The sequence below is a fragment of the Chromobacterium sp. IIBBL 290-4 genome (assembly GCF_024207115.1).
GTDB lineage: Bacteria > Pseudomonadota > Gammaproteobacteria > Burkholderiales > Chromobacteriaceae > Chromobacterium.
The window spans coordinates 549,588-573,900 of sequence record NZ_CP100128.1 but is presented as its reverse complement, the minus strand read 5'-3'; the positions used below and the strand labels follow the sequence as shown (position 1 = coordinate 573,900).

Here is a 24,313-nt window from a genome sequence, read left to right as displayed (position 1 = left end):
CTGCCTTCAGGCCCAAGCCAAGCCCGCGAGATTCATCGCGGGCTTTTTGTTTTCATGGCCAAAAGCATGTTGTCGCCGCCGAGATGATTGCCATACTTGAAACAATGTCTTGCGCCAGAAATGGCGGTTTACGGTGTGGTTTCGCGTCTGGGGGTGGAAATGCGTGGTTCGCGCATGCGTTACATCATTGTGTTGTTGTATGCCTTGCTGGCTGCGTTTTGGATCATGGTGCCGGACGCGCTGGAACAGAATGTGTGGCTGGCGGCCAAGGACGTTCCGTCTGGTTGGGTATGGGATGGTCTGTTCATCGTGGTGAATGCGGCTGTGCTATGCCAGGGCGTCTGGCGCTACAGCCCCATGTGGCGCGAATGGCTCGCTCGCCGGGGCGCGGCATGGCATTGGCTGACGGACAGGCCGGGATGTCTGGCCTTATCGGCTGCCGCCGTGTATGCGGTGGTGTCCACCCTATTTTTGTCGGTGCCGGATATTTTGCTGCCAAGGGTTTTGCATGGCACGCACTATTTTGTCGGGATTGTGTTTTTCGATGGGTTGTTCGTTGGTTTGAGCGCCTATCTCTTGTTTTGCGCGCTGTCTTCGACGGATCCGGAGGCGGCCTCTTTGGCCCGGCTCCCGCCTTCAAGCTGGTGGGTAAGCGGCATGCAGTATTTGTTCGCCGTGTTGAGCGTTGCCTTGATTCAGGGGGTACGCATTGCCTTGGGCAGCGGGTTGGGTTCGCACCACCTGCTGCTGCTGCTGGTGTTGCCCATCACTTTGAGCGCCTTGTTCGGGGGGGCTGGCCCTGGCATTTTGGCGACAGTCGGCACCATCGCCAGTTCGCTGGCCATGCGTTTTCTGATGGTGTCGCCGGCGCCTGGCGGCGAAATCGGAACCTTCCTGCTTGAGCATGCCATGTTGGCGCTGATCGGATTGCTGCTGAGCATGCTCAGCGAGTTGCATCTGCGCTCCCAGGCAGGCTTGGCGGCGGCGCTGCGCGAAGTGAGTCTGAGCGACGAGCGGTTTCAGACCTTGTTTGAAGACAGTCCGGTGGCGATGGCGATCAGCCGCGTCTCGGATGGCGCGCTGACCGAGATCAATCAGGTCTGGCTGGATCTGTTCGGCGTGGAGAAAAGCGCCGCGCTGGGCAAAAGCTCTTTGGGGCTGGGCATCTGGCGCAGGCCCGCCGACAGGGAGAGGGTGCTGGCGGTGTTGAGCCAGCATGGCGGCGTGCAAAGCGAGGCGATGGACTTCGTCGATGTCCGCGGCCGGGCCATTCATGGTTTGCTCTCCTTGCGCAAGGTCCGCTTTGGCGCCGAGGAGTATTTGCACGGCGTAGTGCTGGATGTCAGCGCCCAGCACGAGATGTCGCGGGAGCTGGCGCGGCGCGATCACGAGTTCCGCTTATTGGCCGAAACCATCAGCGATTACGCGTTTTTCCTGATGGCGCCTGACGGCTCGGTGATGAATTGGAATGCCGGCGCGCAGAATATTCTGGGTTATGCGGCGGAGGAGATCGTCGGGCATAGTTATGCCTGTTTTTTCACCAGCGAAGATCAAACCGCCGGCGCGCCGCAAACCTTGCTGGCGCAGACCAAGGAGCGGATGCGCAACGAGCGTGAAGGCTGGCGGGTAAGGAAGAGCGGCGGCCGTTTCTGGACGCGCTTCATTCTCTACGCCATTTTCGATTCAGAAGGCAAACTGTCCGCCTATGCCGAGATCAGCCAGGATCTGACGCGGCAACGGGCTGCCGAGCAGGATGTGAGGGACAGCGAGGCCCGTTACGCCGGCATGGTCGATGGGGCGATGGATGCCATCATCACCATCAACGCCAAGCATCGCGTCATCCAGTTCAATCCGGCGGCGGAAAGAATGTTCGGCTGCCGCGCTGACGAGGTGCTGGGCGGCTCGCTGGAGCGTTTCCTGCCGCAGCCTTTCCGCGGGCTGCACGATACATGGATCGCGGCCTTCGGCGACAGCGGCGAAACCAATCGCAGCATGGGCAAGCTGGGGCTGCTGCAAGGGGTGCGCGCCAACGGCGAGGAGTTTGAGCTGGAGGCCTCGATCTCGCGCCAGCAGCAGGACGGCGAGTCGTTTTTCACCGCGATCCTGCGGGATGTCAGCGAACGGAGCAGGACGCAGTTGGAACTGCGCCGCCATGTGCTGCAACTGGAGTCATTGAACAATCTCAGCCAGGCGATTCTATCGGCGAGCGAGCCGCGGCAGATCGCCCAAGTAGGCTTGCGCCTATTGCATCAGCAGGTGCTGTTCTGGGGCGCCGCCGTGATGTTGATCGAAGAGGAGCCGCGGCTCGCGCGGGTGCTGGCGGTGCAAAGAGAAGCGTCGTCCCGTTTCGATCCCGGCCAGCAAGTGAGCTTGCTCAGCTATGGCCAGGATGACGTGGCGAGCTTGAAGGCGGGGAATATCTGCTCTTGCGGCGATCTGGAGGCATGCGCCAAGCGCGCTTCCTTGCATGAGCGGCTGTTTCAGCAGGGCATGCGTTCCGGCGTCCGCCTGCCGTTGATGGCGGAGGGCGTCTTGCTCGGCATGCTGGACTTGGCTTCCGATCAAGCGGGCGGTTTCCCGGCGGCGCAAATCGAGGCGGCGTCCGCCTATGCCCAGTTGCTGGCGATCGGCCTGCAGCAGTCTTTGCTGCGCTTGCGCGTCGAGCGGCTGGGGCGTCTGCATGTCTTGCAAAGCCGGGTGAACGCTTTGATTGTCCGTTGCGAGACTCGGCAGGCATTGTTCGATGGCGTATGCCAGATCGCGGTCGAGGTGGGCGCGTATCGGATCGCCTGGATGGGCGAGATCAATGACGAGACCGGGGAGGGCAATATTCTCGCCTATCGCGGTCTGCAAGTTCCGCATCAGCCGCAAATCCAGCTCAGCCTGCGGCGCGATTCGCCTTTCTTGAACCGGCCCTGCAATCAGGCGGCGCGGGAAAAACGGATCGTGGTCTGCAACGATTTGGCCGACGACCCGACTCTGGGAGGCTTGCTCGCCGATTTGGTCGACAAGGGGGTGAGGGCCGCGGTCTATCTGCCGATTGTCCGCGATGCGCGGACTCATGGCGTGCTGGGCTTGTTCGCCGCCGACGCCGGCACATTCGACAACCAGGAAATGGCGCTGCTCAGGGAGCTGCAGGAGGATATCGCCTATGCGCTGGGCCATCTGGAGAAGGCCGATCAACTGCACTACCTGGCTTATTACGACAGCCTGACGGGCTTGGCCAATCGCAGCCTGTTGCTGGATAGGCTGGCGCAGCGGCAAGCGGATGCCTTGAGGGAGGGCAAGCGCTTCGCTGTGGCGCATCTGGATGTCGCTCAGTTTAAATCCATCAATGACGCTTATGGCCGCATCGCGGGCGATCAGATGCTGCAATCGCTGGCGGGACGGCTGGAGTGGAGTGTCAAGGACCCGTCGTTGCTGGCCCGGCTGGGCGCGGATCAGTTCTTGCTGCTGTTGCCGCAGGCGGGCAGCGAAAGCGAGGCCGCGGCGTGCCTGGATGCGCTGCTGCGGGAGTGCCTGGCTGACGGTTTCGAGGCGATGGACAAAGCGCTCTCCTTATCGCTGGTGTGCGGAGTGGCGATGTTTTCCGAGGACGGCGATACGCCGGCTTTGTTGCTGGAGCATGCGGAATCCGCTTGGAAACGGGCCAAGAGCTCTGGCGAAAAATGCCTGTTCTATCGCGAGGAAATGACCACGCGGGCGACGGCGGCGCTGGCCTGGGCGAGCCAACTGCGGCAAGCGCTGGAACAAGGGCAGTTTCTCTTGCATTACCAGCCCAAGGTGGATGCCCTGGCGCATCGCCTGATCGGCGTGGAGGCCTTGATCCGTTGGAACCATCCGCAGCACGGGCTGGTGCCGCCCGACCAGTTCATTCCCCTGCTGGAAGAGCAGGGCTTGATCGTCGATGTCGGCCGCTGGGTGCTGCAGCAGGCCACTAGCGATTGCCTTGCCTGGCGCGAAGAAGGGCTGGAGGCGACGCGTGTCGCGGTCAATGTGTCGGCCTTGCAGCTGCGGCAGCCGGATTTCGTGCCCATGATGGAGGCGGTGCTGCGCGACTTCCCGGACAGAGAGGGGATAGACATCGAAATCACCGAGAGCCAGATCATGTCCGACCTGGATTCCAATGTCGAAAAACTGCGGCGCTTGCGCGAGCTGGGCATCATCATCGCGCTGGATGATTTCGGCACCGGTTATTCCTCGCTGGCTTATCTGGCGCGCTTGCCGGTGGATGAGCTGAAGATAGACCGCACCTTCGTCAGCCGGATGCTGGAAGCGCCGGAGGCGATGACGATGGTGGAAATGATCATCTCGCTGGCGCACTCGATGAACCTGAAAACGGTGGCGGAAGGCGTGGAGACCAGCCAGCAGGCCCAGGCGCTGGAAAGGCTGGGCTGCGATATCTTGCAGGGTTACTGGATCAGTCCTCCCATCAGCAGCCTTGCGCTGACCGAGCGCATGCGCAGCGAGCGGCGCTGGGCCAGCCATATGAGCCGGGGCTGAGTCAGAAGGCGTAGCGCACGCCGATGGAAGTGGTGTAGCGCGGCGCCAATTGCACGCCGTTCACTTTCTGATACAGCGGCACTTGCATGAAGCCGTAAACCGAGGCTTGCTTGTTCAGCGGCACGGTCACGCCCGGGCTCAGATACAGCAGCGTGCCGCCGGTGCTGACTGTATCGGCCTGCGCGCCGTTATCATGGGCCGCATAGCGGGCATTCAGCTGCAATTGCGGCATCCAGCCGGCAAAGCCGCCGTAGCGCACGCCCAGGTTCAGGTTGACGCCGGTTCCCGGACGATACTGGTCGGACGAATCCAGCGCGCTTTGCACCGTCGCCTGGGTGAAGTAGCTCCAGTCGCGGCCCAACTGGCCGAAGTAGTAAGCGCCCAGAATGGCGTCGGTGGTGCCGGTGCCCGGCTGCAGGCCGCGATCGATGGGCGCGGCGACGCCCGGCGACGCCGGGTCGGTGGACAGGCCGGTTTGGGTATGGCTGCCGGTGGGCAGTTTCAAGCCGAACAGCAAGCCGAAGTTGCGCGCTTCGGCAAAGCCTTGATAGCGGCCGATGACTTTGACGTCGCCCAGGCCGGAGGTGCTGGAGGTGTAAGCGCCGCCCTCTGGCGCCGCCGTGCTGCCGTCCGAACCGGTGCCCAAGGTGCTGTGGCTGCGGTCGATGTAGGGGAGCTGCACGTTCACGCCCCAGGCGGAGGAGAAGGTGTAGTCAAAGCCCAGGGTCAGATAGTTGTTGCGGGTGTACTGCTCGACTTCCTGATTGCCGCCATTCAACTGGCTGGCGGCGCTGGGCGTGATGGAACCGGTGCCGCTGCGCAGCTGGTTCTGATTCAGGTAGTCGTAGCGGATGTCCATCTTCAGGCCAGGCTGCGTGGTGAAGCCTTGGCTTTCCCAATCGGAGCTGAGGGTGCAGCCGCAGCTGGCGCAGGCGTAGGCGCCGGACGAAGCGGCCAGTGCAGTCAGGGCGGGCAGCAGTTTCAGCAGGGCATGGCGAGCGGTCATCTTGTTTTCCTTGGTGGATAAGCGTTTTGGCGCGTGAAGTATGGATGCCCGACGGAGAAGATTCGCTGCGGCAAAATGTCGCAGCCGGGAGCCGGGACGCTCTGTTTGCCATAAATGACCCAGCGGACGGAGCGGATGGCGGTTTTGAAGAATGAAATGGGTTTGTCGGCCTATTTTCATGCGCGCCGGCCTGAAGAATTTGTATGAATGAATATGAAAAAAGGACGCGCGAGGCGTCCCTTTCATTGAGCGGAGGAGGGCGGCGTCAGCGGCCCCAATCATCGCGATGATGATCTCCATGATGCTCGTCATAGTGTTCGTGGCGGTAAGGGTCGCCATGCGGATGGCCATGGTGCGCATGGTAGTGCGGCACGTAGACGCGTTGATACCAGTCGTCGCGGACGAAGTACACGCGGCGGTTGCAGGCATGGTATTGCATGCAATAGCGGTCCCAATGCTTCATGTGGCCGGGAGGCACGCGCAGATAGATGGGCGCGGCCGCGACCGGAACCGGCTGGATCATCACCGGTTGCGGGTAGACCAGCTGCGGAGCCGGCGCGCCGCCGATGTCGATCTGGCCGTAAAAGCCGGGCTCGCCGACGCTGATGGATACGCCAGCCTGGCTGGGCAGGCTGAACAGGGATGCGGCCAGCATCGCTGCGCCGCTCATCACGAGTTTGATGGTTTTCATGTTTAAGTCCTTCCGGTGTTGCTTGCTGTGGACTATGGCAGGCTTTTGTTGCGCATCCGCTGAGCAGGGGCCGACAGGCTTGTCTATTTGTATCTGTTCATAATTTGATTGGACCCGTCGGCGCGCCGCGGAAGTACTCCGCGCATGCTTATGTTTAAGCCATAGGTCTCCGGTCTGCCGACTTGCCGAAAGCATGGGCGGAGCCAGGCCGCGCGGCGCTATCGGCGTTCACTCCAGAAAGTTCTCCAGCAAGCTGATCAGGGCCAGCGGCGTTTCGTTCATCGGGTAGTGTCCCGCATCCCGCAGGATTTCCAGCTTGGCGGAGGGACGCCATTGCAGGGTGGCGCGGAGCATCCGTTCGCGGTTGAAGACGGGATCGTGGCCGCCGGTGATGATCAGGGCGGGATGGCGATCGAGGATGTCCTGGCTGAAATCGGTTTCCGTCCAGGCCCGGCCATAGGCGGCGAAGGCTTCTGGCGTGGAGCGTTGCCAGGAGGACTGCGCTTTCCAATCCAGCCAGGCGGCCGGCAGCCGCTTGCCGGTGCTGCGGTCGATGATCGCGCGCCGGGCGGCGGGATCTGTCGCCGCCTGGGTTTGCAGCGCGCGCGTTTCCTCGCTGCAAAGCAGGCCGCAGGCCGGAACTGGCGCCAGCAACACGAGTCTTCGAACGCGCTCGGGGGCCACGCAGGCCAGCCGCTCGGCCGCCATGGCGCCCATGGAGTGGCCCAGCAGGCTGAAACGAGGCAAGTCCAGCGCGTCGGCCAAGGTCAAGGCGTCCTGGGCGGTCTCTTCTATGGTGAAGTCGCCGGCGCAGTTCAGCCTATCGCCATAGCCGCGGTAATCCATGAAAACATAGCTGTAGCGATCCGTATCCAGGTAGGGCTCGATGGGAGAAAACGACAGGCGGTCGCCAAACCAGCCATGCAGCGCGATGACGGTGTGAGGGCCGCGGCCGACCCGGTGGAAGCGAGGCGTCATGAAAGGACTCCTTTGTGGATAGGCCTCCACTGTAATGGCGGCGGAATTGGCTTGCTTTCGATATCGGGTCAATATGTGTAGAGTTTGAGCCATGCGAAGCGATCCCTTCAATCCTGATGACGACGTCCCGCGCGAACTGGTGCTCCGGCGCGCGGTTTACCCCGCCGGCGCGGTGTTTGACGACCATGTCCATGCGCGCGGCCAGTTCGCTTATGCCGCCCGCGGCGTCATGTCGGTGTTTACCGCCGCCGGCAATTGGGTGGTGCCGGCGGGGCGGGCGGTGTGGTTGCCGGCGGGCTTGCCGCATGGCATGCGGATGTCCGGCCAAGTGGAAATGTGGAATGTGTTTGTCAGCGCGGCCGGCGCGCGGCGGGCGGGTTTGGGCGGGCGCTGCCAGGTGGTGGCGGTGTCCCCTTTGTTGGAAAAACTGCTGGAAGCGGCTGCGCTGCTGCCCGCCCGCTACCCGGACGGCGGACGCGATGGCGGCTTGATGAACCTGCTCTTGCATGAGCTGGCCGCCATGCCGGGATTGCCGCTGAACGCGCCCCTGCCCAAGCATCCACGTCTGGCGGCGTTGTGCCGGAGCTTGTTGGCCGAGCCCAGCCTGGAGGTGGGCATCGAACAGATGGCGGAGCGGGCGGCGATGAGCCGGCGAACCTTTACCCGCTTGTTTCAGCGGGAATGCGGAATGGGCTTTGCCCTGTGGCGTCAGCAGGCCTGCCTGCTGGCGGCGATCGCGCGCTTGGATGAGGGGCTGCCTGTCAGCCGGATCGCGGCGGATTTGGGCTATGGCAGCGTCAGCGCGTTCAGCGCCGCTTTTCGCCGGGCGTTGGGGGCTGCGCCTACGCAGTTCGCGGCCAAGGCTTTGCCAAGGCCGGGAGGAGACGAATAGCCGCGCTGGGCGGCTATTCGCGCATCAGGCCGGAAATCAGGAGTAGTCGGTGTCGTCCAGGCTGAAGTCCGAGCTGTCGGAGCTATCCGCGCTGTAGTCCGCGTAGCCATCGTCGTCGCTGGCCAATTCGCTGATTTCGCCGTGTGACGAGCGCAGGGCGGCACTGTGAGGTTAGGCCGGAGATTCTTGAATGCGCGGCGTCAGGGGGTGAAGGCTGCATTTTTATTACATTTTTAGATTCTAATGGCATAATTGATGTCTGTCTTCGATCCCATCAGGAGCGCGATCATGACCATGCAGTTTTGCGAAGTCTGCGGCAAAGCCACCGAACATAAAGAATTGATCAAACAGAAGCCGTCGAAGTACGGCGCCAGCCGCAGAGAGCAACTCAAGGCGTTTGTGGATGGTTTCTTTTCCGGCGTGGGCGGCGGCGGCGCGGCGGCCATCGACCTGATCGACCGCTATGTGGTGTGCCAGGAATGCGGCCATAAAAAACTGGAAAACCACGGCGAACAGTTCCAATAAGCCAAGGCCGGGCAAAGGGAAATAAAACGGGATGCTTGCATCCCGTTTTGCGTTGCGCGGCGGGCGCCAGGCTCAGTTGGCGCCGGGGCAGGTGGTGCTCTGTCCGTTCAGGCCTTCCGTTTGGATGGAGAAGGCCGCATTGCGCTGATTGCCGGAGCTGTTGATGGTGATGACATAGATGCTGTCGTAGTCATTGCCCGACCAGGAAGGGATGTTCGCGCTTTGTCCCAGGTTGGCGAAGATCTGCTTGGCCAGCGTGACGATCTTCTTATGCTCCCACGCCACGTACACGGTGGAGTTGGCATAGTCCGAGCTCAGCAGCTTGGCGGCCAGATTGGCCGTTTGGGTAAAGCCGTAGGCAGTGTTGACCGGCAGGCCGGCGCTGATGGCGGTGGGCTCTATCGTGGCGAGCGGGCGCACATAGTAGTAGTTGTTGCCGGAGTCGGACACTTGGGTGGCGGGGTCGGGCGCGAACAAGGCGTCCGGCGAGCCGAAGGCGCTGTTCAGCACGCGCGGCAGGGCCAGGGCGCGGTTCAGGCCTTGGCAGGTCAGTTGGCCCAGGCCTTGATCGGGCTTTTCGCCATGGCGGAAGATCGCGATGGTCTCGGTGGCGGCGAAGGCCTGGGCGGAGAGCAGCAAGCACAGCGCAGCCAACGCGGCGCGCGGATTCAAGGAAAACGGCAGCTTCATTTCATGCCTCATCGATTTTAAGTTGGATGGTCGTGTCCTCAGGCCAGGATAGGCCTGAGGCACTGTTATAAAGCCTGAATTTGACAATGGCATTTATTGGCCTGCGTCCATATGGACAGGTTGGCCGCGGTCTGGCGTCATTCGCAACCGGGCCGCGGAGGGCTTGCGCACCATGCGCGATAGCCGGTCCATTCAGGGCCTTCTCAAAAGACTAGGCGCGACGCATCCATCCTAGACGTTGGCAGTGTTGCCGGTCATCTCGCGCCAGAGACTACGGCAAGAATCGGGTCGCCGCCGCGGCGCGGCCATCGCATGCTGACCGCTCATTCTGGAACTTGGGGAGAGCAAGATGGCGCAGTTGGCGGGCAAGGTGGCGATCATTACCGGCGCGAGCTCAGGCATAGGGCGGGCGGCGGCGCGGCTGTTCGCGCGGGAAGGCGCGCGCGTGGTGCTGGTGGCGCGGCGCGCGCAGGCCCTGGAAGCCTTGAGCGACGAGATCATAGCCGCAGGCGGCGAGGCGGTTTGCTTGGCGGGAGATGTGAGGGAAGAGCAAACGGCCGCGGCGGCGGTCGCATTGGCGCGCGAGCGCTTTGGCGGCCTCGACATTGCCTTCAACAATGCGGGCATGCTGGGCGATAACGCGCCTACGCATCTGTTGTCGGCGGATAATTGGCGGCAGGTGCTGGACACCAATTTGAGCGGCGCGTTTCTGGCCGCCCGGCAGCAAATCCCCGTCATGCTGGCGCGGGGCGGCGGCGCGCTGTTGTTTACCTCCAGCTTTGTCGGGCAGACCGCAGGCTTTCCGGGCATGGCGGCTTACGCGGCCAGCAAGGCGGGTTTGATCGGTTTGAGCCAGGTGATCGCCGCCGAGTACGGCGCGCAAGGCATCCGCGCCAATGCTTTGTTGCCGGGCGGAACCGATACCGAGATGGGCCGCTCCGCCGCGCCCACGGCAGAGGCGAGAAGCTTTGTCGAAGGGCTGCATGCCTTGAAGCGCTTGGCGGAGCCGGAGGAAATCGCCCGCGCGGCTTTGTTCATGTTGTCCGATGCCGCCAGTTTCATCACCGGCGAGGCGATACGGGCGGATGGCGGGGTCTCCATCACGCGCGGCTAGTCTTTGAGCGAGGGCCGCGCTTGGGGCGCGGCCCAATGGGTGGTGTCACAGCCGATAGCGGCTGACCGCTTCGTTCATCGCCAGCACCGCTTCGTCCAATTGCTCGGCGGTGCTGGCGGTTTGCTGCGCCGCCGCGCTGGATTGGGTGGCCATTTCGGCGATCTTTTCCACCTGGATGGCGATGGCGTTGCAGGCCTCGCCTTGCTCGCGTATCGATTCGGCGATTTCGCCCACCATATGCGAGGCGCTGCTGGATGATTTGCCGATTTCGCCGATGGCGGCCAGCGCCTCGTCGGCCCGCACCACGCCGGATTCCACCAGTTGCTGGGTTTCGCCCATCCGCGTGGTGGTGAGGCGCGAGGTGTCGGTGATGCCGCGTATCACCTGGTCGATCTCGCCGGTCAGGATGGTGGTGCGTTCAGCCAGCTTGCGAACTTCGTCGGCCACCACTGCGAAGCCGCGCCCCATCTCGCCGGCCCGCGCCGCTTCGATGGCGGCGTTCAGCGCCAGCAAATTGGTCTGATCGGCGATGTCCTTGATGCTGCTGACCGAGTTGGCGATGCGGCGGTTCTGTTCTTCCAGCTCGCTCAAGCTGCTGCTGGCCTGCACCACGGTGCTGGAGATGGAGCGGATTTCCTCCACCGTTTTGGAGATCACCTGCTGGCCATTGCCGGCGTGGCGGCTGGCTTCCTCGGTTTGCTGGTTGCTGTGCTCGGCGCGGTCGCCCACGTGGTTGATGCTGACGGTCAGCTGCTGCATGGTGGCGGCGATGGAGGCCGAGGCTTCGTTCTGTTTTTCGGCGGCGGTGAGCACATTGCCGGCCGCGCCCGCCAGGTCTGAAGAGTAGGCCGACACCTTGGCGCAGTTGTGCGAGATGTCGTTCAGGCTGTCGCGGATGCGCTCCACCAGCTGATTGAAAATCAGCGCGGTATTGCCGATTTCGTCCTTGCGGTTATGCACCCGCACCTGGCGGGTGAAGTCCAGCCGCTCGCCGATGGCGTGCATGGTTTGGTTGAGGTCGCGCAGCGGGCGGGTGATGGACACGAAGCAACGCAGGCCAATGCCGATCAGCAAGATGGCTAGCAAGACGGTGACGGACAATGTGACATCGCGCGATGTCTCGGTCAGCGCCTGGTTGTCCGCCACTTCCTTATCGACGAAACGCTTGTTGTAGTCGATATGGGCGGCGATGGCATGGCTGAGCTTGTCGCCGGCCGGGGTGGCGGAGTGAGCGCGGATCTGCCGCGCCTCTTCCATGGCGCCGCGGTCCACCGCTGCCAGCAGCGGCTGCATGGTGCCCATGTATTGTTCCAGCAGCCGCAGATCGTCGTTGTACAGGCCGCGGTCTTCGTCGTCGTTCAGCATGGTGCCGTATTCGGCCAGCGCCGCCTTGGCGGTTTGATATTGCTGATCCAGCTTGCCTTTGACCAGCGCGCGGTCGGCGGCGGTTTCCGCCACCAGCGCCTGCATGCCGGTGAGCCGCATCAGCGAGAACGTGTTGTTGAGGCGGTCCAGCAGAATCAGGCTGGGAAAGTCCACTTTGGCGAAATTGCGCGAGGTGGCGGCCAATTGGGATTGGGTATACAGGCTGTAGGAGCCGATGCCGATCAGGGCCAGGATGGATAAGGCGATCAGCAGCAAGATTTTTTTAGAGACTGTCATGGCGATCCACTCCGTCTAAAGCTGGTGCGGCCAGTAGGTTGGGAAAGGGATAAGCGGCGTGCGCGACGCCAAGACGCGAGGCGCGTATGCCGCCTTGCCTGCGTGCTGCAGCAAGGCTTTTGAATTTTTTATGCATTTATACATGCTAATGGTAAATGGGCAAGCATTTGCATGTCATCAGGCATAAATGCTTAGCGACAGAGGAGGACGGGCGCGGGGCCATCTCGCTGTTGGGCCGGGGACCGCATGCGTGTTTCGCGTCAATTCCACGAAATGCCATCGTCAAATGATATTGATGATAATTACCGCGGCGCCGATTTCATCTACTTGAATTTCTACTTAGAACTAAGCCCCAGCCTGCTCTATAACTCCATCGCAAGCACAAGTGGAAATCAGCGCGGCATGGCTAGGCCAATGTCGGGCAAGGCATGGGGAAGCGCATGACTATCATTCGGAAGTTGCTGCTCACCATTGTGGTGGCGCTATTGGCTGTGGGCGCGCTCAGCGCCATGGGTTGGTATCAATTGGGCCAGGCGAAAGACCGATTCGATGGCGTGGTGAGCAATTTCTCACCCAGCGTGCGGGATTTGAATGCCGCCACTTACGCTTTTATGGATGTGCGTTCGGCGGTGACCAAGAATGCGGTGTCTTCCGATCCAGCGGAAAAACAGGCCGCGGCGGCGGAGGCGGATGCCGCCGTAAGCAAGGCGCAAACGGCGTTTGATACTTATGAAAAGAACGACATTTCCGATGACCACGACAGGCAGTTGCTGAATGCGGATAGAAAGAATCTGGCCGCATACGCGGCGGCGATGCATACCTTTTTTCAGCTATCGAGCAGGCCGGAACACAGCGCCGAGGCGATGAAGATGATCACCAGCGGCGCAATCAAAGATGCTGCAATCAGTTTGCGCCAGAGTTTGTCCGACCACATCGAATACAACATCAAGCTTTCTTTCGACACGCTGGAGCAAAACACCCAGACCTATCACGGCGTGATGGGGCAGATGGGCGGGCTGGTGGTGGTCGTGTTCATCCTGCTGCTGGGCTTTGGCTGGTCCTTGTTTTCCACCATCCAGAGCGGGCTGAGCGCCATCCAGAGCACGCTGCAAGAGGTGAGCCGCAGCCATGACTTCACCCGCCGCGCCAAAGTGCTGCGCAATGACGAGATAGGCCAGACCTCGCAAGCCTTCAACGAGCTGTTGGAAAACCTGCAGGGCAGCCTGCAATCCATCCAGAGCGGCGCCGGCAGCGTGGCGCAATCGGCGCAGGATCTGTCGCAAACCGCCACCCAGGTATCGGCCGCCGCCGGCGCGCAGAGCGAATCGGCCGCCAGCATGGCCGCCACCATCGAACAGATGACAGTCAGCGTCAATCATGTGGCCGAGCGGGCGGAGGAGTCGCGCCGGTTGGCGCAAAATGCCGGCGAACTGGCCAAGCAGGGCTCCGCCACCATCGCCCAGACCATACAGGACATCCGCGAAATCTCGCGCGCGGTGGATAGCGCCGGCTCCAGCATCCGCGATCTGGAAAACTACAGCACTCAGGTGAACACGGTGGTGGGCGTGATCAAGGACATCGCCGACCAGACCAATCTGCTGGCCTTGAACGCGGCGATCGAGGCGGCGCGGGCCGGCGAGATGGGCCGCGGCTTCGCCGTGGTGGCGGACGAGGTGAGAAAGCTGGCGGAACGCACTTCGCTGTCCACCCAGGAAATCTCCTCCACCATCACCGCCATGCGCGACCGCTCATCGGCCGCCACCGAGCATATGCGCGCGGCGGAGGAACTGGTGCGCAACGGCGTGGAGCGCGCCGACAACGCCGACAAGGCCATCTCGCAGATCGGCCAGGCGACCGAGGAAACAGTGGGCATGGTGGCCGAGATATCCGGCGCCATCAAGGAGCAGGGCGACGCCACCAACAATATCGCTCAAAGGGTGGAGCAGATCGCGCAGATGACCGAGGAATCATCCTCCGCCGCGCAGGAGGCAGCCAATAGCGCGGTGCGGCTGGATGATCTGGCCAATCAGCAAATCGCCACGCTCAAGCAATATCGGTTGTAAGGGTTCCGTTTGGGGCCGCGCGGCAAGGCGGCCCCGTTTGGCGCAGATCAAGAAGTCCGGCGAGCGGCGGGAGCAAGATGCCCGGTTTGACCAACCGGAGCTTCAAGATGATCGCTTCCCCTTTGCCGCTGGCCCCCGTCCATTTTCACGATTCCTGCCCGCCCAAGGCCGGCGCCGAACCGCCCATCGTCGGCGCGCGGGCGGAGCTGCAACTGCTCACCACGCTGAAATGCAATCTCAAGTGCACCTATTGCTCGCTGGGCGTCGGCGAGGTGCTGGGCTCGCAAACCGAAATCCAGTACGACATTGAACAGCTGGCCGCCTTTGTCGATGCCCATTTGGCTGGCAAAGACGTATACATCACTTTCTACGGCGGCGAGCCGACGCTGAACCAGCCGCTGATGCTGGAGGCGATGCGCCGTTTCCCCAGCTTCCGTTTTCAACTGCAAACCAATGGCACGCTGCTGGACGATATGCCAGCCTGGGCGCTGGCGCGCCTGTCCAATGTGCTGGTGTCGATAGACGGCGGCGAAGCCATTACCGACGGCTACCGCGGCCGCGGCATTTACCGGCAGGTGATGCGCAACCTCGCCAAGGTTCGGCCCTTGCTGGGCGGCACGCTGACCGCGCGCGTCACCTGGGGCAATCCGGATACCAGTTTTGAAGAGCTGGACCAATTGCTGGCTGAAGATTCGCCTTTTGATTATCTGTACTGGCAGTTCGTGGCCGACGAAATGTACGGCCAGGCGTCGCTGGACCAGCGCAAAGCGGTGCTGCGCCAGCTGATCGCCCGTTTTTTCGCCGCTACCGACCGCCTTTACCCGCTGATTCCCCTGATGGGCATCGTCCGCAACAAGCTGTTTCCGGATCGCGCCCAGGAGCTTTACGCCGGCCGCACCCAATGCCGGGTCTCCACCCATCTGCTCAATGTCATGCCCAGCGGCGAAATCTACCCCTGCCCGGACATGATGTATCTGCCGCAAATGAAAATGGGCGACGTGAAAGGCAACTGGCTGCGCGCCAGCCCGCTGCAAGCCACGCCGGCCATGCCCTGCCCTGGCTGCGAGGCCTACAGCTGGTGCCGCGGCAATTGCATGAAAAACCTCTATCTGGGCTATGAGAAAAACGACGCCCGCTACCGCCAGAACGTGGTGGAGCCGATCTGCGAGCTGCTGTGCTTCATCGGCCAGGAGATAGACCGCCATGGCCCGCAAGCCTGGTTTGAGCGAGCCAGCCTGGCGGCGCGCAAGCAATTGCGCGATTGCGAGGTGTACGAGTACGTCGAGATCATGCCCTAGCGCGTGAGCCCTTGCCGGGGGCTGGCAGGCCTCCGGCCGCGTAAGCGCTGAATTGCCGCCGCGTCCGCTTGACATTAGAATTAGAGCCTTTGACCTATCCGAGCGACGCGCCGTGAATGCACCGACATCCCTGAGAAACCTCCCGCAAGGCCAATTGTTCCGCCAAGGCGATGTGTTCGTCCTGTTTGGCGAACTGTTTGGCCGCGGCTACGCCAACGGCCTGATCAACCAGGCGCGCGAAGCCGGCATGACCATCATCGGTCTGACCGTGGGCCGCCGCGAGGCCGACAACAGCCTGCGCCCGCTGAACGCCGAAGAACTGGCTGAAGCCGAGGCGCGTCTGGGCGGCAAGGTGATCAATGTGCCGCTGATGGCCGGTTTCGACCTGGACGCGCCGGCGGGCGAAGCGACGCCGACCGAGCTGCTGGCGCCGCTGACGCTGAAGAACTGGCAAGAACAAAAGCTGGACTGGGCGCAAGTGGAGCGCTGCCGCCAGGCCGGCGTGGCGCGTTTCAAGCAAGGCGTGGCCGAAGTGATGGCCCAACTGGACCCGCTGGTGAAAGACGGCGGCAATGTGCTGTTCGCCCACACCATGGCCGGCGGCATCCCCAAGGTGAAAGTGTTCCTGGCCATCGCCAACCGCATCTACAAAGGCCGCGGCGACCGTTTCCTGTCCACGCGCGCGCTGCTGGACAGCGACCTGGGCAAGCTGATCCTGCAAAACTTCGATGAAGTCACCGCCAATACTTTCCAGTACCTGATCGAAGGCAGCGCCGCGCTGCGCGAGCGGCTGGAACGCACTGGCGGCCAGGCGCGCTACACGGCTTACGGCTATCACGGCACCGAGATTCTGATCGACGGCCAATACCAGTGGCAGACCTATACCAACTACACCCAGGGCCGCGCCAAGAAGCGGCTGGAAGACCACGCCCGCGCCGCCTGGTCGCAAGGCGTCAAGGCCACGGTGTTCAACTGCCCGGAAATCCGCACCAATTCGTCCGACATCTTCGTCGGCGTGGAGCTGTCGCTGTTCCCGCTGCTGAAGGCGCTGAAGCAGGAAGGCGGCGGCAACTGGGCGGAAGCGCAATGGGCGGCCTGCGAAGCGCTGCTGCAAGACGGCTATTCGGTGGCGGATCTGCTGTCGCAGATCGAGGCCTACAATACCAGCGCGACCATGCAGACCTTCCGCGACTTCCCGGCCTGGCCGATGGACAACTCGCCGGAACTGGCCGAGGTGATGATAGGCACCTCCGAAGACATCACCAGCAAGCATAAAGACCGCAACGCGCTGGTGACCGACCTGCTGAGCAGCCTGGTGCTGGAAGGCACCGGCCCGCTGATGTTCGGCGAAGCCGCCGCGCCTTCGGCCCCGGTGCTATGGCTCAACCACGACATCATCGCCCGCCAGCTGGCGCGTATGCACGGCTGAGCGAACGTTCAAGCCAATAAAACCCCGGTTGAGACGCCGGGTTTTTTTTATGATCTGCGCGAAATGGCCATCTGGCAGCAAGTTGTAGGGCGGATGCCCCAACGGGGCGATCCGCCATTGCGGTGGAGCGCATTGAGGGGATGCATTCGGTGGAGCTCATTGCGGTGGAACTCCCGGCATGGCCGGGATTCCACCCTGCAAAATCGGTCGAATCCAAATCGACCGGCTGTCGAGAAGAGGACCAGTAGGGCGGGCAAATCTTGATTTGCCCACGGGTAGCCATGTACGGCAAGCGCGTGGGCAAGCTTTGAAGCTTGCCCAGATGCCCAGCTTATGTGGTTTTGAGATCGCGCAGAATTTCTGGATGCTGCGCGGCCACTTTCAAGAGCGTCTTGGCCGCGCCAGTGGGTTGCCGCCGGTTTTGCTCCCAGTCTTGCAGGGTACGTGTGCTTACCCCCAGCAGGCCAGCAAAAGCGGCTTGCGACAAGCCTGTTTTGGCGCGGGTGGCGGCTATGGGGGACATTTCCACTTTGGTGATGCGGGCGGCTTCGCCCGCTTTCATTTCCCTGACCGATTGCAGCAGGTCTGCCTGAAACTGTTCCATTTCCTTATCCACCTTCCACCTCTTCACGTAACTGCTTGAGAAATGCCACGGGCAAATTGTCGAATTTGGCCTTGGTATACGCGATGAGCAAGTAAATGCAGCCATCTTCAAGCAGATTGTAATAGACCACTCTGACACCACCCCGCTTGCCTATCCCTGCTCGACTCCAGCGAATTTTGCGTAAGCCGCCAGAACCAGGAATAACGCTGCCTGCAAGGGCATTGTTTGCCAGGCACTCGATGAAGGCCAAACGTTCTGACGTGGACCAAACTTCATCAGCACAACGCTTGAAGACGTGTGTCTCAATGACGGTGTACATAGCATCATTATACGGCATTGCCGTATGGTGGCAATGACGACTCGTGAAGATAAAATGCCAGTCTGCCGTTAAAAATGGCTCAAGGGGCAGGGGCTCGGCAGAACTGCCAGTTTGCGTCGCAGATGTAGAGCCCGCTTTGCGGACGATGTGTGGGTGCCGGTTCCGCCCGGCGGACGGAAAAGGGGGTTGTGCGGCCAGCCCCCTTTTATCCCCGGCCGCCCCAGCAGCCCGTGAAACCCCGGCAAAAAAGCGCCGAGCGAGGAGCCGCCGGAACTACATGCGTGCGAATCTTTGATTCGCTCAGCGGTACGCGCTAGCGTCGCGCGGTGTCGAACAGCCGACGTCTTAAAACCTCGCCCGACGTTTTTTGGCCGGCGCGTGCTGAAGGGGGAAGGGGCGCGTTGTATTCGTTCTAATGAGCGTGCGGCTGGTACGAGGTAGGGCGGATGCCCCGGAGGGGCGATCCGCCACTGCGGTGGAACGCATTGCGGTGGAACTCCCGGCATGGCCGGGATTCCACCCTACAAAATCGGTCGAATCCAAATCGATCGGCTGTCGAGAAGAGGACCGGTAGGGTGGGCAAATCTTGATTTGCCCACGCTACCAAAACAGCCTGCCGCTGGGAAGCGCGCAGGCTGTCGGCTTATGGCACAGGGCTTACAGCACGCGGGTGAGCAGGGGGAGGGACTGGCTCATCCGTTTATCCAGCGGCTCCAGCAGCTCCTTGATGCGGCTGGAAGGCAGGCGGACATCATCGCCCAGGCAAGCCAGCAGCTCGATCACGGATTGCAAACCCAACTGGCCGTGGGACAAGTGGCAGATGGACTCCACCACCGCCTGTTCGATGTCGTGGCACAAATGCGCCACACGCGCGGCCGGCTCTCTGACTTTTGACTGATCCTTGTTGGCCAATTGTTCCTGCAAGGCGGCAAAGGCCTCGTGCAGCCGCGTCATGGCTAACAAGCTTGGCGGATGCGTAGGAGCTTGCTTGTTCAGCAGCCAGCGGCTGCGGGCAGGGTGACGGTTGTTCAGGGAAAACGCGAGGTGCGACGAACTGCGGGTGATGCTAGGCATGGCAAAACCCTCCTGGATAGGTGCTTAACCCTGCCAACCCCAACGCCAAGTAGGGGTGGCAGGCACATGGCGGGATTGGCGTACCGATCCAGGAGCGGCGCATCATAGATGCTCCCACCATGGCCCGCCATAGAGGACGTGCAATGGTGTACGGACGCGACAAGGCCCAGCCTTGCACACAAGTCCGCCTGAATGCGGGACGCCAATCCCGGTGCCGCTATTGAACGGCACGGGTTAGATTATCCGGCTGGATGGTTGCTCAGGCAAGCAAATAAAATGAAAAAAGAGCTGTGCTTTGAGCCAGAGATTCAGGGCCAGGGAATACAGGCTATTTCGCAAGCAAGAAGTGCGGGATGAGCAGCACACTAATGTAAATAAGCGTAAACTGTGCAAATAAATATTTGAATCTGTGGGTACAAGCGGGGTTGTAATGGGCAAGAAGCCACTTTTTCGTAAAGTTAATACATTGGCTCATGGTGTTTTCCATCACCATGGTAGTGACTACAAGCGCAGTGGGAAAAAAATAGACTCAACCGATGTCAAGAGACAAGGAATGAAGAGGAATGTACAGCGAGGTTTGGACTATACTCCGCTGTTTAAATTTCTTCTGTCAAAGGTTGGGAGTAATTGGAATGATGTTTTCTCTGAGGCAAGCGCTCGGCTAGACAGAACAGAACCAATTTTCTGGATGGTGGCATTGCATGAATTTCAGAAGAGAGATTATGTATTGATTGGTGAGTCAAGTTATTTTAGTGGGCTATTTGTTGCAGAGGATGGAGTGCTTCAAATTGTTAATCCCAATATAGGTCCATCAACATTGGAGCCTCATTGTCGCTGCTGTACTCATACTTTTAATGGGGTGAAATTTACCAAAACGTATAAAAATCAAGTGGAATGAGTTACATAGGGTGAGCAAATCTTGATTTGCCCACGGCTAACGGTATGCAGAAAGCGTGTGGGCAAGCTTTGAAGCTTGCCCACCCTACCGCTGGAGTTTGTTTAATCGGTTACTTGAACCGAACCGACTTGCCCCTATCCCATCAGCGCTCGCCGACTCCGAAGCCAACTCAAGGTTTTAAGACGCCGGCTGTTCGATGCCGCTCGACGGTAGCGCGTACCGCTGGGCGAATCAAAGATTCGCATGCATGTAGTTTCGGCGGCTCCTTGAGTTGGCTTTGGAGGCGGGGTTTCGCAGCGCTGTTGGGTCGCCTTTTCTTTCGTCCATTTCTTTTGGCGAAGCAAAAGAAATGGACCCGTTCTGCCGGGCGGACCCGGCACTTAAATATCTGTCCGCGGAGCGAACGCAAAACCAATCAGCATTGTGTTGTAAACGTTCGGCTTTGCACGGAATAGCTTTATGGAAATAAGGGTGAATTTATACTTTGGGAGTTATTAATTTGATAGATCATCAAGATATAAGAGGACCAAATCGTCAATTGCTTCCGCAGCCATATTTGCAGATGGCTCTGAATGGTGCAAATTATTTTTTGGCATGGAGATTTGTTTCATCACAAGATAGATCAGATAAGTTGCGTAGAGAGTTTCGGTTGGAAGCGGCATTGCCAAACTCGATTCGATATAAAGACATACAACCCTTTGCTGTTAGCACATATTCTGATGATATTGCAGGTTTTTTACTAGATGAACAAAAGGTAAGTAAAACGGTAATAGTCGTTCATTTGACTTGGTCTGGAAAGGCTGAGCGTGAAGGTTTTCCATCTGTAACAGTTTACGAAGATTTTGTTGCGTGGTTGAAGGAGTGCGTTTGTGAGGATTTGCGTATGAGTGACTAAATTTTATATTGATGCGAATCTGGGGAGTTTTTACCACTATGTACCGCATGGATTATCGTGAGTGGCTCATGTAAAAGTGGTGGATCGCCCCTATGGGATATTCAACCTAACTGTTTCGTCCTAGCAGTCTTTATGATATCAAGGTACGTGGTGTTGGAGAAAGCAGGAAAGTAAGGGTTGGACAAGTGGTGCGTCATCCCTGCTGGATGACGGCAACCTGCGCTTAGAGTCGAACCGATTGGCCCCTATCCCATCAGCGCTCGCCGACTCCGAAGCCATTTTCAAGGTTTTAAGACGCCGGCTGTTCGACGCCGCGCGACGGTCGCGCGCGGCTAGTACCGGCGGCTCCTTGAAAATGGCTTTGGAGGCGGGGTTTCGCAGCGCTGTTGGGTCGCCTTTTCTTTCGTCCATTTCTTTTGGCGAGGCAAAAGAAATGGACCCGTTCTGCAGGGCGGAACCGGCACGTAAATATCTGTCCGCGGAGCGGACACAAAACTAATCCGTATTGCGCGGTAAACGTTGGGCTTCGCCTGGCTCAGCCAAACCTAGGGCCTTGGTTAAATTAGTATAAAGTATTATAGTATTTCTTAGGTTCTGGTTGGAATGATTTATTGAATTTACGAAGTTACATATAGTGGTTAGGAGGATTTATGGTTCTTAGAGGGGGAGTTCCGTTTCTTGTGAGTATATTTTTTATCGGTGGGCTTGCCGGGTTTGGAACTTGTCGATTTTTTTTTAGTAATCCGAGCAGTAGCACAGTGGAGAATGGCATGGCTCACGCAGACGAGAGGGCTATCGTAGTGAAATCGGATAATTTATCTGAGTTGTTGATTTTGAAACAGAAGAATCAAGAGTTAGAGGCTGAATTGGCAACACTACACTTATCTTTTGAGGCTGAACGTAGTAAAAAAAATATTATTAATTCAGTGTCTAAAAATAATGAAAAAAATTGCAGGGAAGCATTTGAGGAAATAAATTCTTTAAAAAATAAGGCAAGCTCAATGGAAACTCTCATCGCTTTTAAACGTAATTCTATAGAGGGTGGTGATGGGGACTATCAAGATTTAAAAATGATTCAAGAGAAGCTGGCTTTGGTTCGTCGAGATATTCATGGTGCTAAAAGAAAATATGAAATTTGTAATAAGTAAAACTTTAGCTAATTTTATTTGAAAAGGATTGGTTCTTGTGAAAAAAACTATTTGTCAAGTACTATGGTTGGTGGCTGCAGTGCTACCTAGCTCTTCCTTTGCTATTACATGGCCTAACTCAGTAAAGAGTGCAGTAAGCATATCGGCAGATGATGGATGGCCTAGTCAACTTAGCCAAGTTAATATTTTGGATCGCTATGGATTTCGTGGGACATTCTATTTGACAGCTCAGGGCATGCCACCAGTAGTAACTAATGCTGCATCGTGGCAACAGGCATTCCAAAGAGGGCATGAAATCGGTAATCATTCCTACTCTCATTGGGGGGCTTCTGTTCTGGTAAGTAAAAGTTGGACTGATGTTGCTAGTGATGTAAGTAATATGGAATGGTGGTTGTTAAAGAATATTTACTCTATGGTTCCAACGGACCATACTTATGCATATCCAGAAGGTGCTTATAGTATTGGTTCACAAGATGGGGTGCAAAGTCGACAAGTTGGTACTTGTGAATATGCAGCATTGTTGTCGGCAGTTGTATCGGGAGCTCGAATAGCTGGTACAGGCGAAAATGATCCTGAAGTTGTAATGCAACGGCGTTATTACATTGGTGGTCTACCAGTGCATGGCGATGATGTGACTGCTTTTAATATGGCAAAACAAGCTATCGATAATGGAATTGCTCATGGGACTTGGACTGTACTCATTTTTCACTCGTTAGGAGATACCGGAGATGGTTATTCTGTTACTGCGGCAGCTTATGAAAAGATTATAAGCTATTTATATAGCCGTCGCTCAGATCTATGGGTGGCACCCGTAGTGGCAGTAAAAAATTATATTAGCACTAATACTATTTCTGCTGGTTGGACTTGCGCACAGCCTTGAAAAGTATGGCTTAGGTCTTATTTTATTTCAGTATAACTTACGATTTTCCATTTCTTTTGGTGTGTTGTAAGTAAAAAAACCGCTCACTTTTGGTGAGCGGTTTCGACATATCCAACTCCAGCCAAATGCTTACTCAGGCCTCATATGCGGGAAGAGAATAACATCCCTGATGGACGGCGCGTCGGTCAGCAACATCACCAAACGGTCGATGCCGATGCCGCAACCGCCGGTCGGCGGCAGGCCGTATTCCATGGCGCGGATGTAGTCGGCGTCGTAGTGCATCGCTTCGTCGTCGCCGGCATCCTTCTGCGCCACTTGCGCCTGGAAGCGCGCGGCCTGGTCTTCCGGATCGTTCAACTCCGAGTAGCCGTTGGCGTGCTCGCGGCCGACGATGAACAGCTCGAAACGCTCGGTCAGGCCCGGCTGCGTGTCGGAACCGCGCGCCAGCGGGGAGACCTCCACCGGGTAGTCGATGATGAAGGTCGGGTTCCACAGCAGCGACTCGGCGCATTCTTCGAACAGCGCCAGTTGCAGGCTGCCCAGACCCGGCGCCGGGGGCAGCTTGCCGCCCAGGCGCTTGATCTCGCTGGCCACCCAGGCGGCGTCGGACAGCTGCGCGTCGGTGTATTGCGGGTTGTAGTGCTTGATCGCTTCCACGATGGTGAAGCGGTCGAACGGCTTGCCCAGGTCCACTTCCTTGCCTTGGTAGCTCACGGTGGTGGAGCCGCAGGAAACCAGCGCGCATTCGCGGATGATGGTTTCGGTCATCTCCATCATGCGCTGGTAGTCGCTATACGCTTCGTAGAACTCGATCATGGTGAACTCGGGGTTGTGGCGCGTGCTCATCCCCTCGTTGCGGAAGTTGCGGTTGATCTCGAACACGCGTTCCAGGCCGCCCACCACCAGGCGCTTCAGGTACAGCTCCGGAGCGATGCGCAGGTAGAGCGGCATGTCCAGGGCGTTGTGGTGGGTGACAAACGGCTTGGCCGACGCGCCGCCCGGGATCGGGTGCATCATCGGGGTTTCCACTTCCAGGTAGCCTTCGCCCACCATCACGTCGCGCACCTTCTGCACGATCTTGGAGCGCTTGACGAAGGTGTCGCGCGTCTCTTCGCTCATGATCAGGTCGGCGTAGCGCTGGCGGTACTTGGTTTCCTGGTCGGCGATGCCGTGGAATTTTTCCGGCAGCGGACGGATGTTCTTGGACAGCATGCGCACTTCGGTGGCTTGCACTGTCAGTTCGCCGGTCTTGGTCTTGAACAGCACGCCCTTGATGGCGATGATGTCACCCAAGTCCCAGCGCTTGAAGTCGGCGTAGACGTCTTCGCCCACGTTGTCGCGGGAGATGAAGGCCTGGATGCGGCCGCTCACGTCCTGCAGCGTGGCGAAGCTGGCTTTGCCCATCACACGTTTAAGCATCATGCGGCCGGCGACGGCGACTTCGATTTTTTCGGCTTCCAGCGCCTCGGCTTCTTTAGCGGCGTGGTCGTCCTGCAGCGGTTTGGCGAAGTGGCTGCGTTTGAAGTCGTTGGGGTAGGCGATGCCTTTTTCGCGGATCGCCTGCAGTTTCTGGCGGCGTTCCGCCATGATCTGGTTTTCGTCTTGGCTTTGCGCCGGTGCTTGTTCGTGATCAGACATGATGAC

20 protein-coding genes are annotated in these 24,313 nt (G+C 59.2%); 11 read left to right on the top strand and 9 right to left on the bottom strand.

The window, feature by feature from the left end; translation table 11 throughout:
• The first annotated feature begins 174 nt into the window (after positions 1 to 174).
• A complete protein-coding gene (locus NKT35_RS02605) occupies positions 175 to 4,503 on the top strand; it encodes an EAL domain-containing protein (RefSeq protein WP_254298601.1) in 4,329 nt (1,442 codons plus the stop codon).
• Position 4,504: 1 nt separating this feature from the next.
• Here the strand turns inward: NKT35_RS02605 and NKT35_RS02600 are convergent, their stop codons facing one another.
• The 3 genes from NKT35_RS02600 to NKT35_RS02590 form a co-directional block, all read right to left on the bottom strand.
• Entirely contained in the window at positions 4,505 to 5,509 is a 1,005-nt protein-coding gene (locus NKT35_RS02600) for a hypothetical protein (protein WP_254298599.1), read from the bottom strand.
• A gap of 265 nt (positions 5,510 to 5,774) precedes the next feature.
• A complete protein-coding gene (locus NKT35_RS02595) occupies positions 5,775 to 6,200 on the bottom strand; it encodes a hypothetical protein (protein WP_254298598.1) in 426 nt (141 codons plus the stop codon).
• Between the two features lie 228 nt (positions 6,201 to 6,428).
• Positions 6,429 to 7,178, bottom strand: a complete 750-nt coding sequence (locus NKT35_RS02590; RefSeq protein WP_254298596.1) for an alpha/beta fold hydrolase — start codon at positions 7,176 to 7,178, stop codon at positions 6,429 to 6,431.
• Between the two features lie 91 nt (positions 7,179 to 7,269).
• Between NKT35_RS02590 and NKT35_RS02585 the strand changes: the two genes are divergently transcribed.
• On the top strand, positions 7,270 to 8,070 hold the full coding sequence (locus NKT35_RS02585) for an AraC family transcriptional regulator (RefSeq protein ID WP_254298594.1): 801 nt from the start codon (positions 7,270 to 7,272) through the stop codon (positions 8,068 to 8,070).
• A gap of 288 nt (positions 8,071 to 8,358) precedes the next feature.
• The gene (locus tag NKT35_RS02580) at positions 8,359 to 8,595 is read left to right on the top strand and encodes a hypothetical protein (RefSeq protein ID WP_254298592.1); all 237 of its coding nucleotides are present in this window, start codon (positions 8,359 to 8,361) and stop codon (positions 8,593 to 8,595) included.
• A gap of 72 nt (positions 8,596 to 8,667) precedes the next feature.
• Here the strand turns inward: NKT35_RS02580 and NKT35_RS02575 are convergent, their stop codons facing one another.
• A complete protein-coding gene (locus NKT35_RS02575; RefSeq protein WP_254298590.1) occupies positions 8,668 to 9,285 on the bottom strand; it encodes a hypothetical protein in 618 nt (205 codons plus the stop codon).
• Positions 9,286 to 9,634: 349 nt separating this feature from the next.
• Here NKT35_RS02575 and NKT35_RS02570 point away from each other — a divergent pair, with 349 nt between their 5' ends.
• The gene (locus NKT35_RS02570; RefSeq protein WP_254298588.1) at positions 9,635 to 10,399 is read left to right on the top strand and encodes an SDR family oxidoreductase; all 765 of its coding nucleotides are present in this window, start codon (positions 9,635 to 9,637) and stop codon (positions 10,397 to 10,399) included.
• Positions 10,400 to 10,444: 45 nt separating this feature from the next.
• Here the strand turns inward: NKT35_RS02570 and NKT35_RS02565 are convergent, their stop codons facing one another.
• A complete protein-coding gene (locus NKT35_RS02565; protein ID WP_254298586.1) occupies positions 10,445 to 12,061 on the bottom strand; it encodes a methyl-accepting chemotaxis protein in 1,617 nt (538 codons plus the stop codon).
• Positions 12,062 to 12,501: 440 nt separating this feature from the next.
• On the opposite strand from NKT35_RS02565, the gene NKT35_RS02560 reads away from it, so the two are divergent.
• The 3 genes from NKT35_RS02560 to NKT35_RS02550 all read left to right on the top strand — a co-directional run bounded on the left by NKT35_RS02560 (position 12,502) and on the right by NKT35_RS02550 (position 16,851).
• The gene (locus NKT35_RS02560) at positions 12,502 to 14,124 is read left to right on the top strand and encodes a methyl-accepting chemotaxis protein (RefSeq protein ID WP_254298585.1); all 1,623 of its coding nucleotides are present in this window, start codon (positions 12,502 to 12,504) and stop codon (positions 14,122 to 14,124) included.
• A 107-nt stretch (positions 14,125 to 14,231) separates the two neighbouring features.
• A complete protein-coding gene (locus NKT35_RS02555) occupies positions 14,232 to 15,422 on the top strand; it encodes a radical SAM/SPASM domain-containing protein (protein ID WP_254298583.1) in 1,191 nt (396 codons plus the stop codon).
• Positions 15,423 to 15,534: 112 nt separating this feature from the next.
• Entirely contained in the window at positions 15,535 to 16,851 is a 1,317-nt protein-coding gene (locus tag NKT35_RS02550; protein WP_254298581.1) for an enoyl ACP reductase FabMG family protein, read from the top strand.
• Between the two features lie 331 nt (positions 16,852 to 17,182).
• Here the strand turns inward: NKT35_RS02550 and NKT35_RS02545 are convergent, their stop codons facing one another.
• From NKT35_RS02545 to NKT35_RS02535, 3 genes are all read right to left on the bottom strand, one after another.
• On the bottom strand, positions 17,183 to 17,455 hold the full coding sequence (locus NKT35_RS02545; RefSeq protein ID WP_254298578.1) for a helix-turn-helix domain-containing protein: 273 nt from the start codon (positions 17,453 to 17,455) through the stop codon (positions 17,183 to 17,185).
• 4 nt (positions 17,456 to 17,459) lie between these two features.
• Positions 17,460 to 17,774, bottom strand: coding sequence for a DNA-binding protein (locus NKT35_RS02540; RefSeq protein WP_254298575.1), 315 nt, complete (start codon positions 17,772 to 17,774; stop codon positions 17,460 to 17,462).
• A 657-nt stretch (positions 17,775 to 18,431) separates the two neighbouring features.
• Positions 18,432 to 18,848 (bottom strand): DUF1484 domain-containing protein, encoded by a 417-nt coding sequence (locus NKT35_RS02535; RefSeq protein WP_254298573.1) that lies wholly within the window; start codon positions 18,846 to 18,848, stop codon positions 18,432 to 18,434.
• 430 nt (positions 18,849 to 19,278) lie between these two features.
• Between NKT35_RS02535 and NKT35_RS02530 the strand changes: the two genes are divergently transcribed.
• The 4 genes from NKT35_RS02530 (at position 19,279) to NKT35_RS02515 (ending at position 22,669) form a co-directional block, all read left to right on the top strand.
• Complete coding sequence (locus tag NKT35_RS02530; protein WP_254298570.1) at positions 19,279 to 19,746, top strand: hypothetical protein; 468 nt, start codon at positions 19,279 to 19,281, stop codon at positions 19,744 to 19,746.
• Positions 19,747 to 20,245: 499 nt separating this feature from the next.
• Complete coding sequence (locus tag NKT35_RS02525) at positions 20,246 to 20,641, top strand: hypothetical protein (RefSeq protein WP_254298567.1); 396 nt, start codon at positions 20,246 to 20,248, stop codon at positions 20,639 to 20,641.
• 770 nt (positions 20,642 to 21,411) lie between these two features.
• Complete coding sequence (locus tag NKT35_RS02520; protein ID WP_254298564.1) at positions 21,412 to 21,789, top strand: hypothetical protein; 378 nt, start codon at positions 21,412 to 21,414, stop codon at positions 21,787 to 21,789.
• A 37-nt stretch (positions 21,790 to 21,826) separates the two neighbouring features.
• On the top strand, positions 21,827 to 22,669 hold the full coding sequence (locus NKT35_RS02515) for a polysaccharide deacetylase family protein (protein ID WP_254298561.1): 843 nt from the start codon (positions 21,827 to 21,829) through the stop codon (positions 22,667 to 22,669).
• Positions 22,670 to 22,798: 129 nt separating this feature from the next.
• On the opposite strand, the gene lysS is transcribed toward NKT35_RS02515, so the two are convergent.
• Positions 22,799 to 24,307, bottom strand: a complete 1,509-nt coding sequence (gene lysS, locus NKT35_RS02510; protein WP_254298558.1) for a lysine--tRNA ligase — start codon at positions 24,305 to 24,307, stop codon at positions 22,799 to 22,801.
• Positions 24,308 to 24,313: the final 6 nt, after the last annotated feature.

Bases quoted from the DNA above. Each gene is read 5' to 3' on its own strand.
- NKT35_RS02605 (WP_254298601.1), top strand. From the start codon at position 175: ATGCGTTACATCATTGTGTTGTTGTATGCCTTGCTGGCTGCGTTTTGG.
- NKT35_RS02600 (WP_254298599.1), bottom strand. From the start codon at position 5,509: ATGACCGCTCGCCATGCCCTGCTGAAACTGCTGCCCGCCCTGACTGCA.
- NKT35_RS02595 (WP_254298598.1), bottom strand. From the start codon at position 6,200: ATGAAAACCATCAAACTCGTGATGAGCGGCGCAGCGATGCTGGCCGCA.
- NKT35_RS02590 (WP_254298596.1), bottom strand. From the start codon at position 7,178: ATGACGCCTCGCTTCCACCGGGTCGGCCGCGGCCCTCACACCGTCATC.
- NKT35_RS02585 (WP_254298594.1), top strand. From the start codon at position 7,270: ATGCGAAGCGATCCCTTCAATCCTGATGACGACGTCCCGCGCGAACTG.
- NKT35_RS02580 (WP_254298592.1), top strand. From the start codon at position 8,359: ATGACCATGCAGTTTTGCGAAGTCTGCGGCAAAGCCACCGAACATAAA.
- NKT35_RS02575 (WP_254298590.1), bottom strand. From the start codon at position 9,285: ATGAAGCTGCCGTTTTCCTTGAATCCGCGCGCCGCGTTGGCTGCGCTG.
- NKT35_RS02570 (WP_254298588.1), top strand. From the start codon at position 9,635: ATGGCGCAGTTGGCGGGCAAGGTGGCGATCATTACCGGCGCGAGCTCA.
- NKT35_RS02565 (WP_254298586.1), bottom strand. From the start codon at position 12,061: ATGACAGTCTCTAAAAAAATCTTGCTGCTGATCGCCTTATCCATCCTG.
- NKT35_RS02560 (WP_254298585.1), top strand. From the start codon at position 12,502: ATGACTATCATTCGGAAGTTGCTGCTCACCATTGTGGTGGCGCTATTG.
- NKT35_RS02555 (WP_254298583.1), top strand. From the start codon at position 14,232: ATGATCGCTTCCCCTTTGCCGCTGGCCCCCGTCCATTTTCACGATTCC.
- NKT35_RS02545 (WP_254298578.1), bottom strand. From the start codon at position 17,455: ATGGAACAGTTTCAGGCAGACCTGCTGCAATCGGTCAGGGAAATGAAA.
- NKT35_RS02540 (WP_254298575.1), bottom strand. From the start codon at position 17,774: ATGTACACCGTCATTGAGACACACGTCTTCAAGCGTTGTGCTGATGAA.
- NKT35_RS02535 (WP_254298573.1), bottom strand. From the start codon at position 18,848: ATGCCTAGCATCACCCGCAGTTCGTCGCACCTCGCGTTTTCCCTGAAC.
- NKT35_RS02530 (WP_254298570.1), top strand. From the start codon at position 19,279: ATGGGCAAGAAGCCACTTTTTCGTAAAGTTAATACATTGGCTCATGGT.
- NKT35_RS02520 (WP_254298564.1), top strand. From the start codon at position 21,412: ATGGCTCACGCAGACGAGAGGGCTATCGTAGTGAAATCGGATAATTTA.
- lysS (WP_254298558.1), bottom strand. From the start codon at position 24,307: ATGTCTGATCACGAACAAGCACCGGCGCAAAGCCAAGACGAAAACCAG.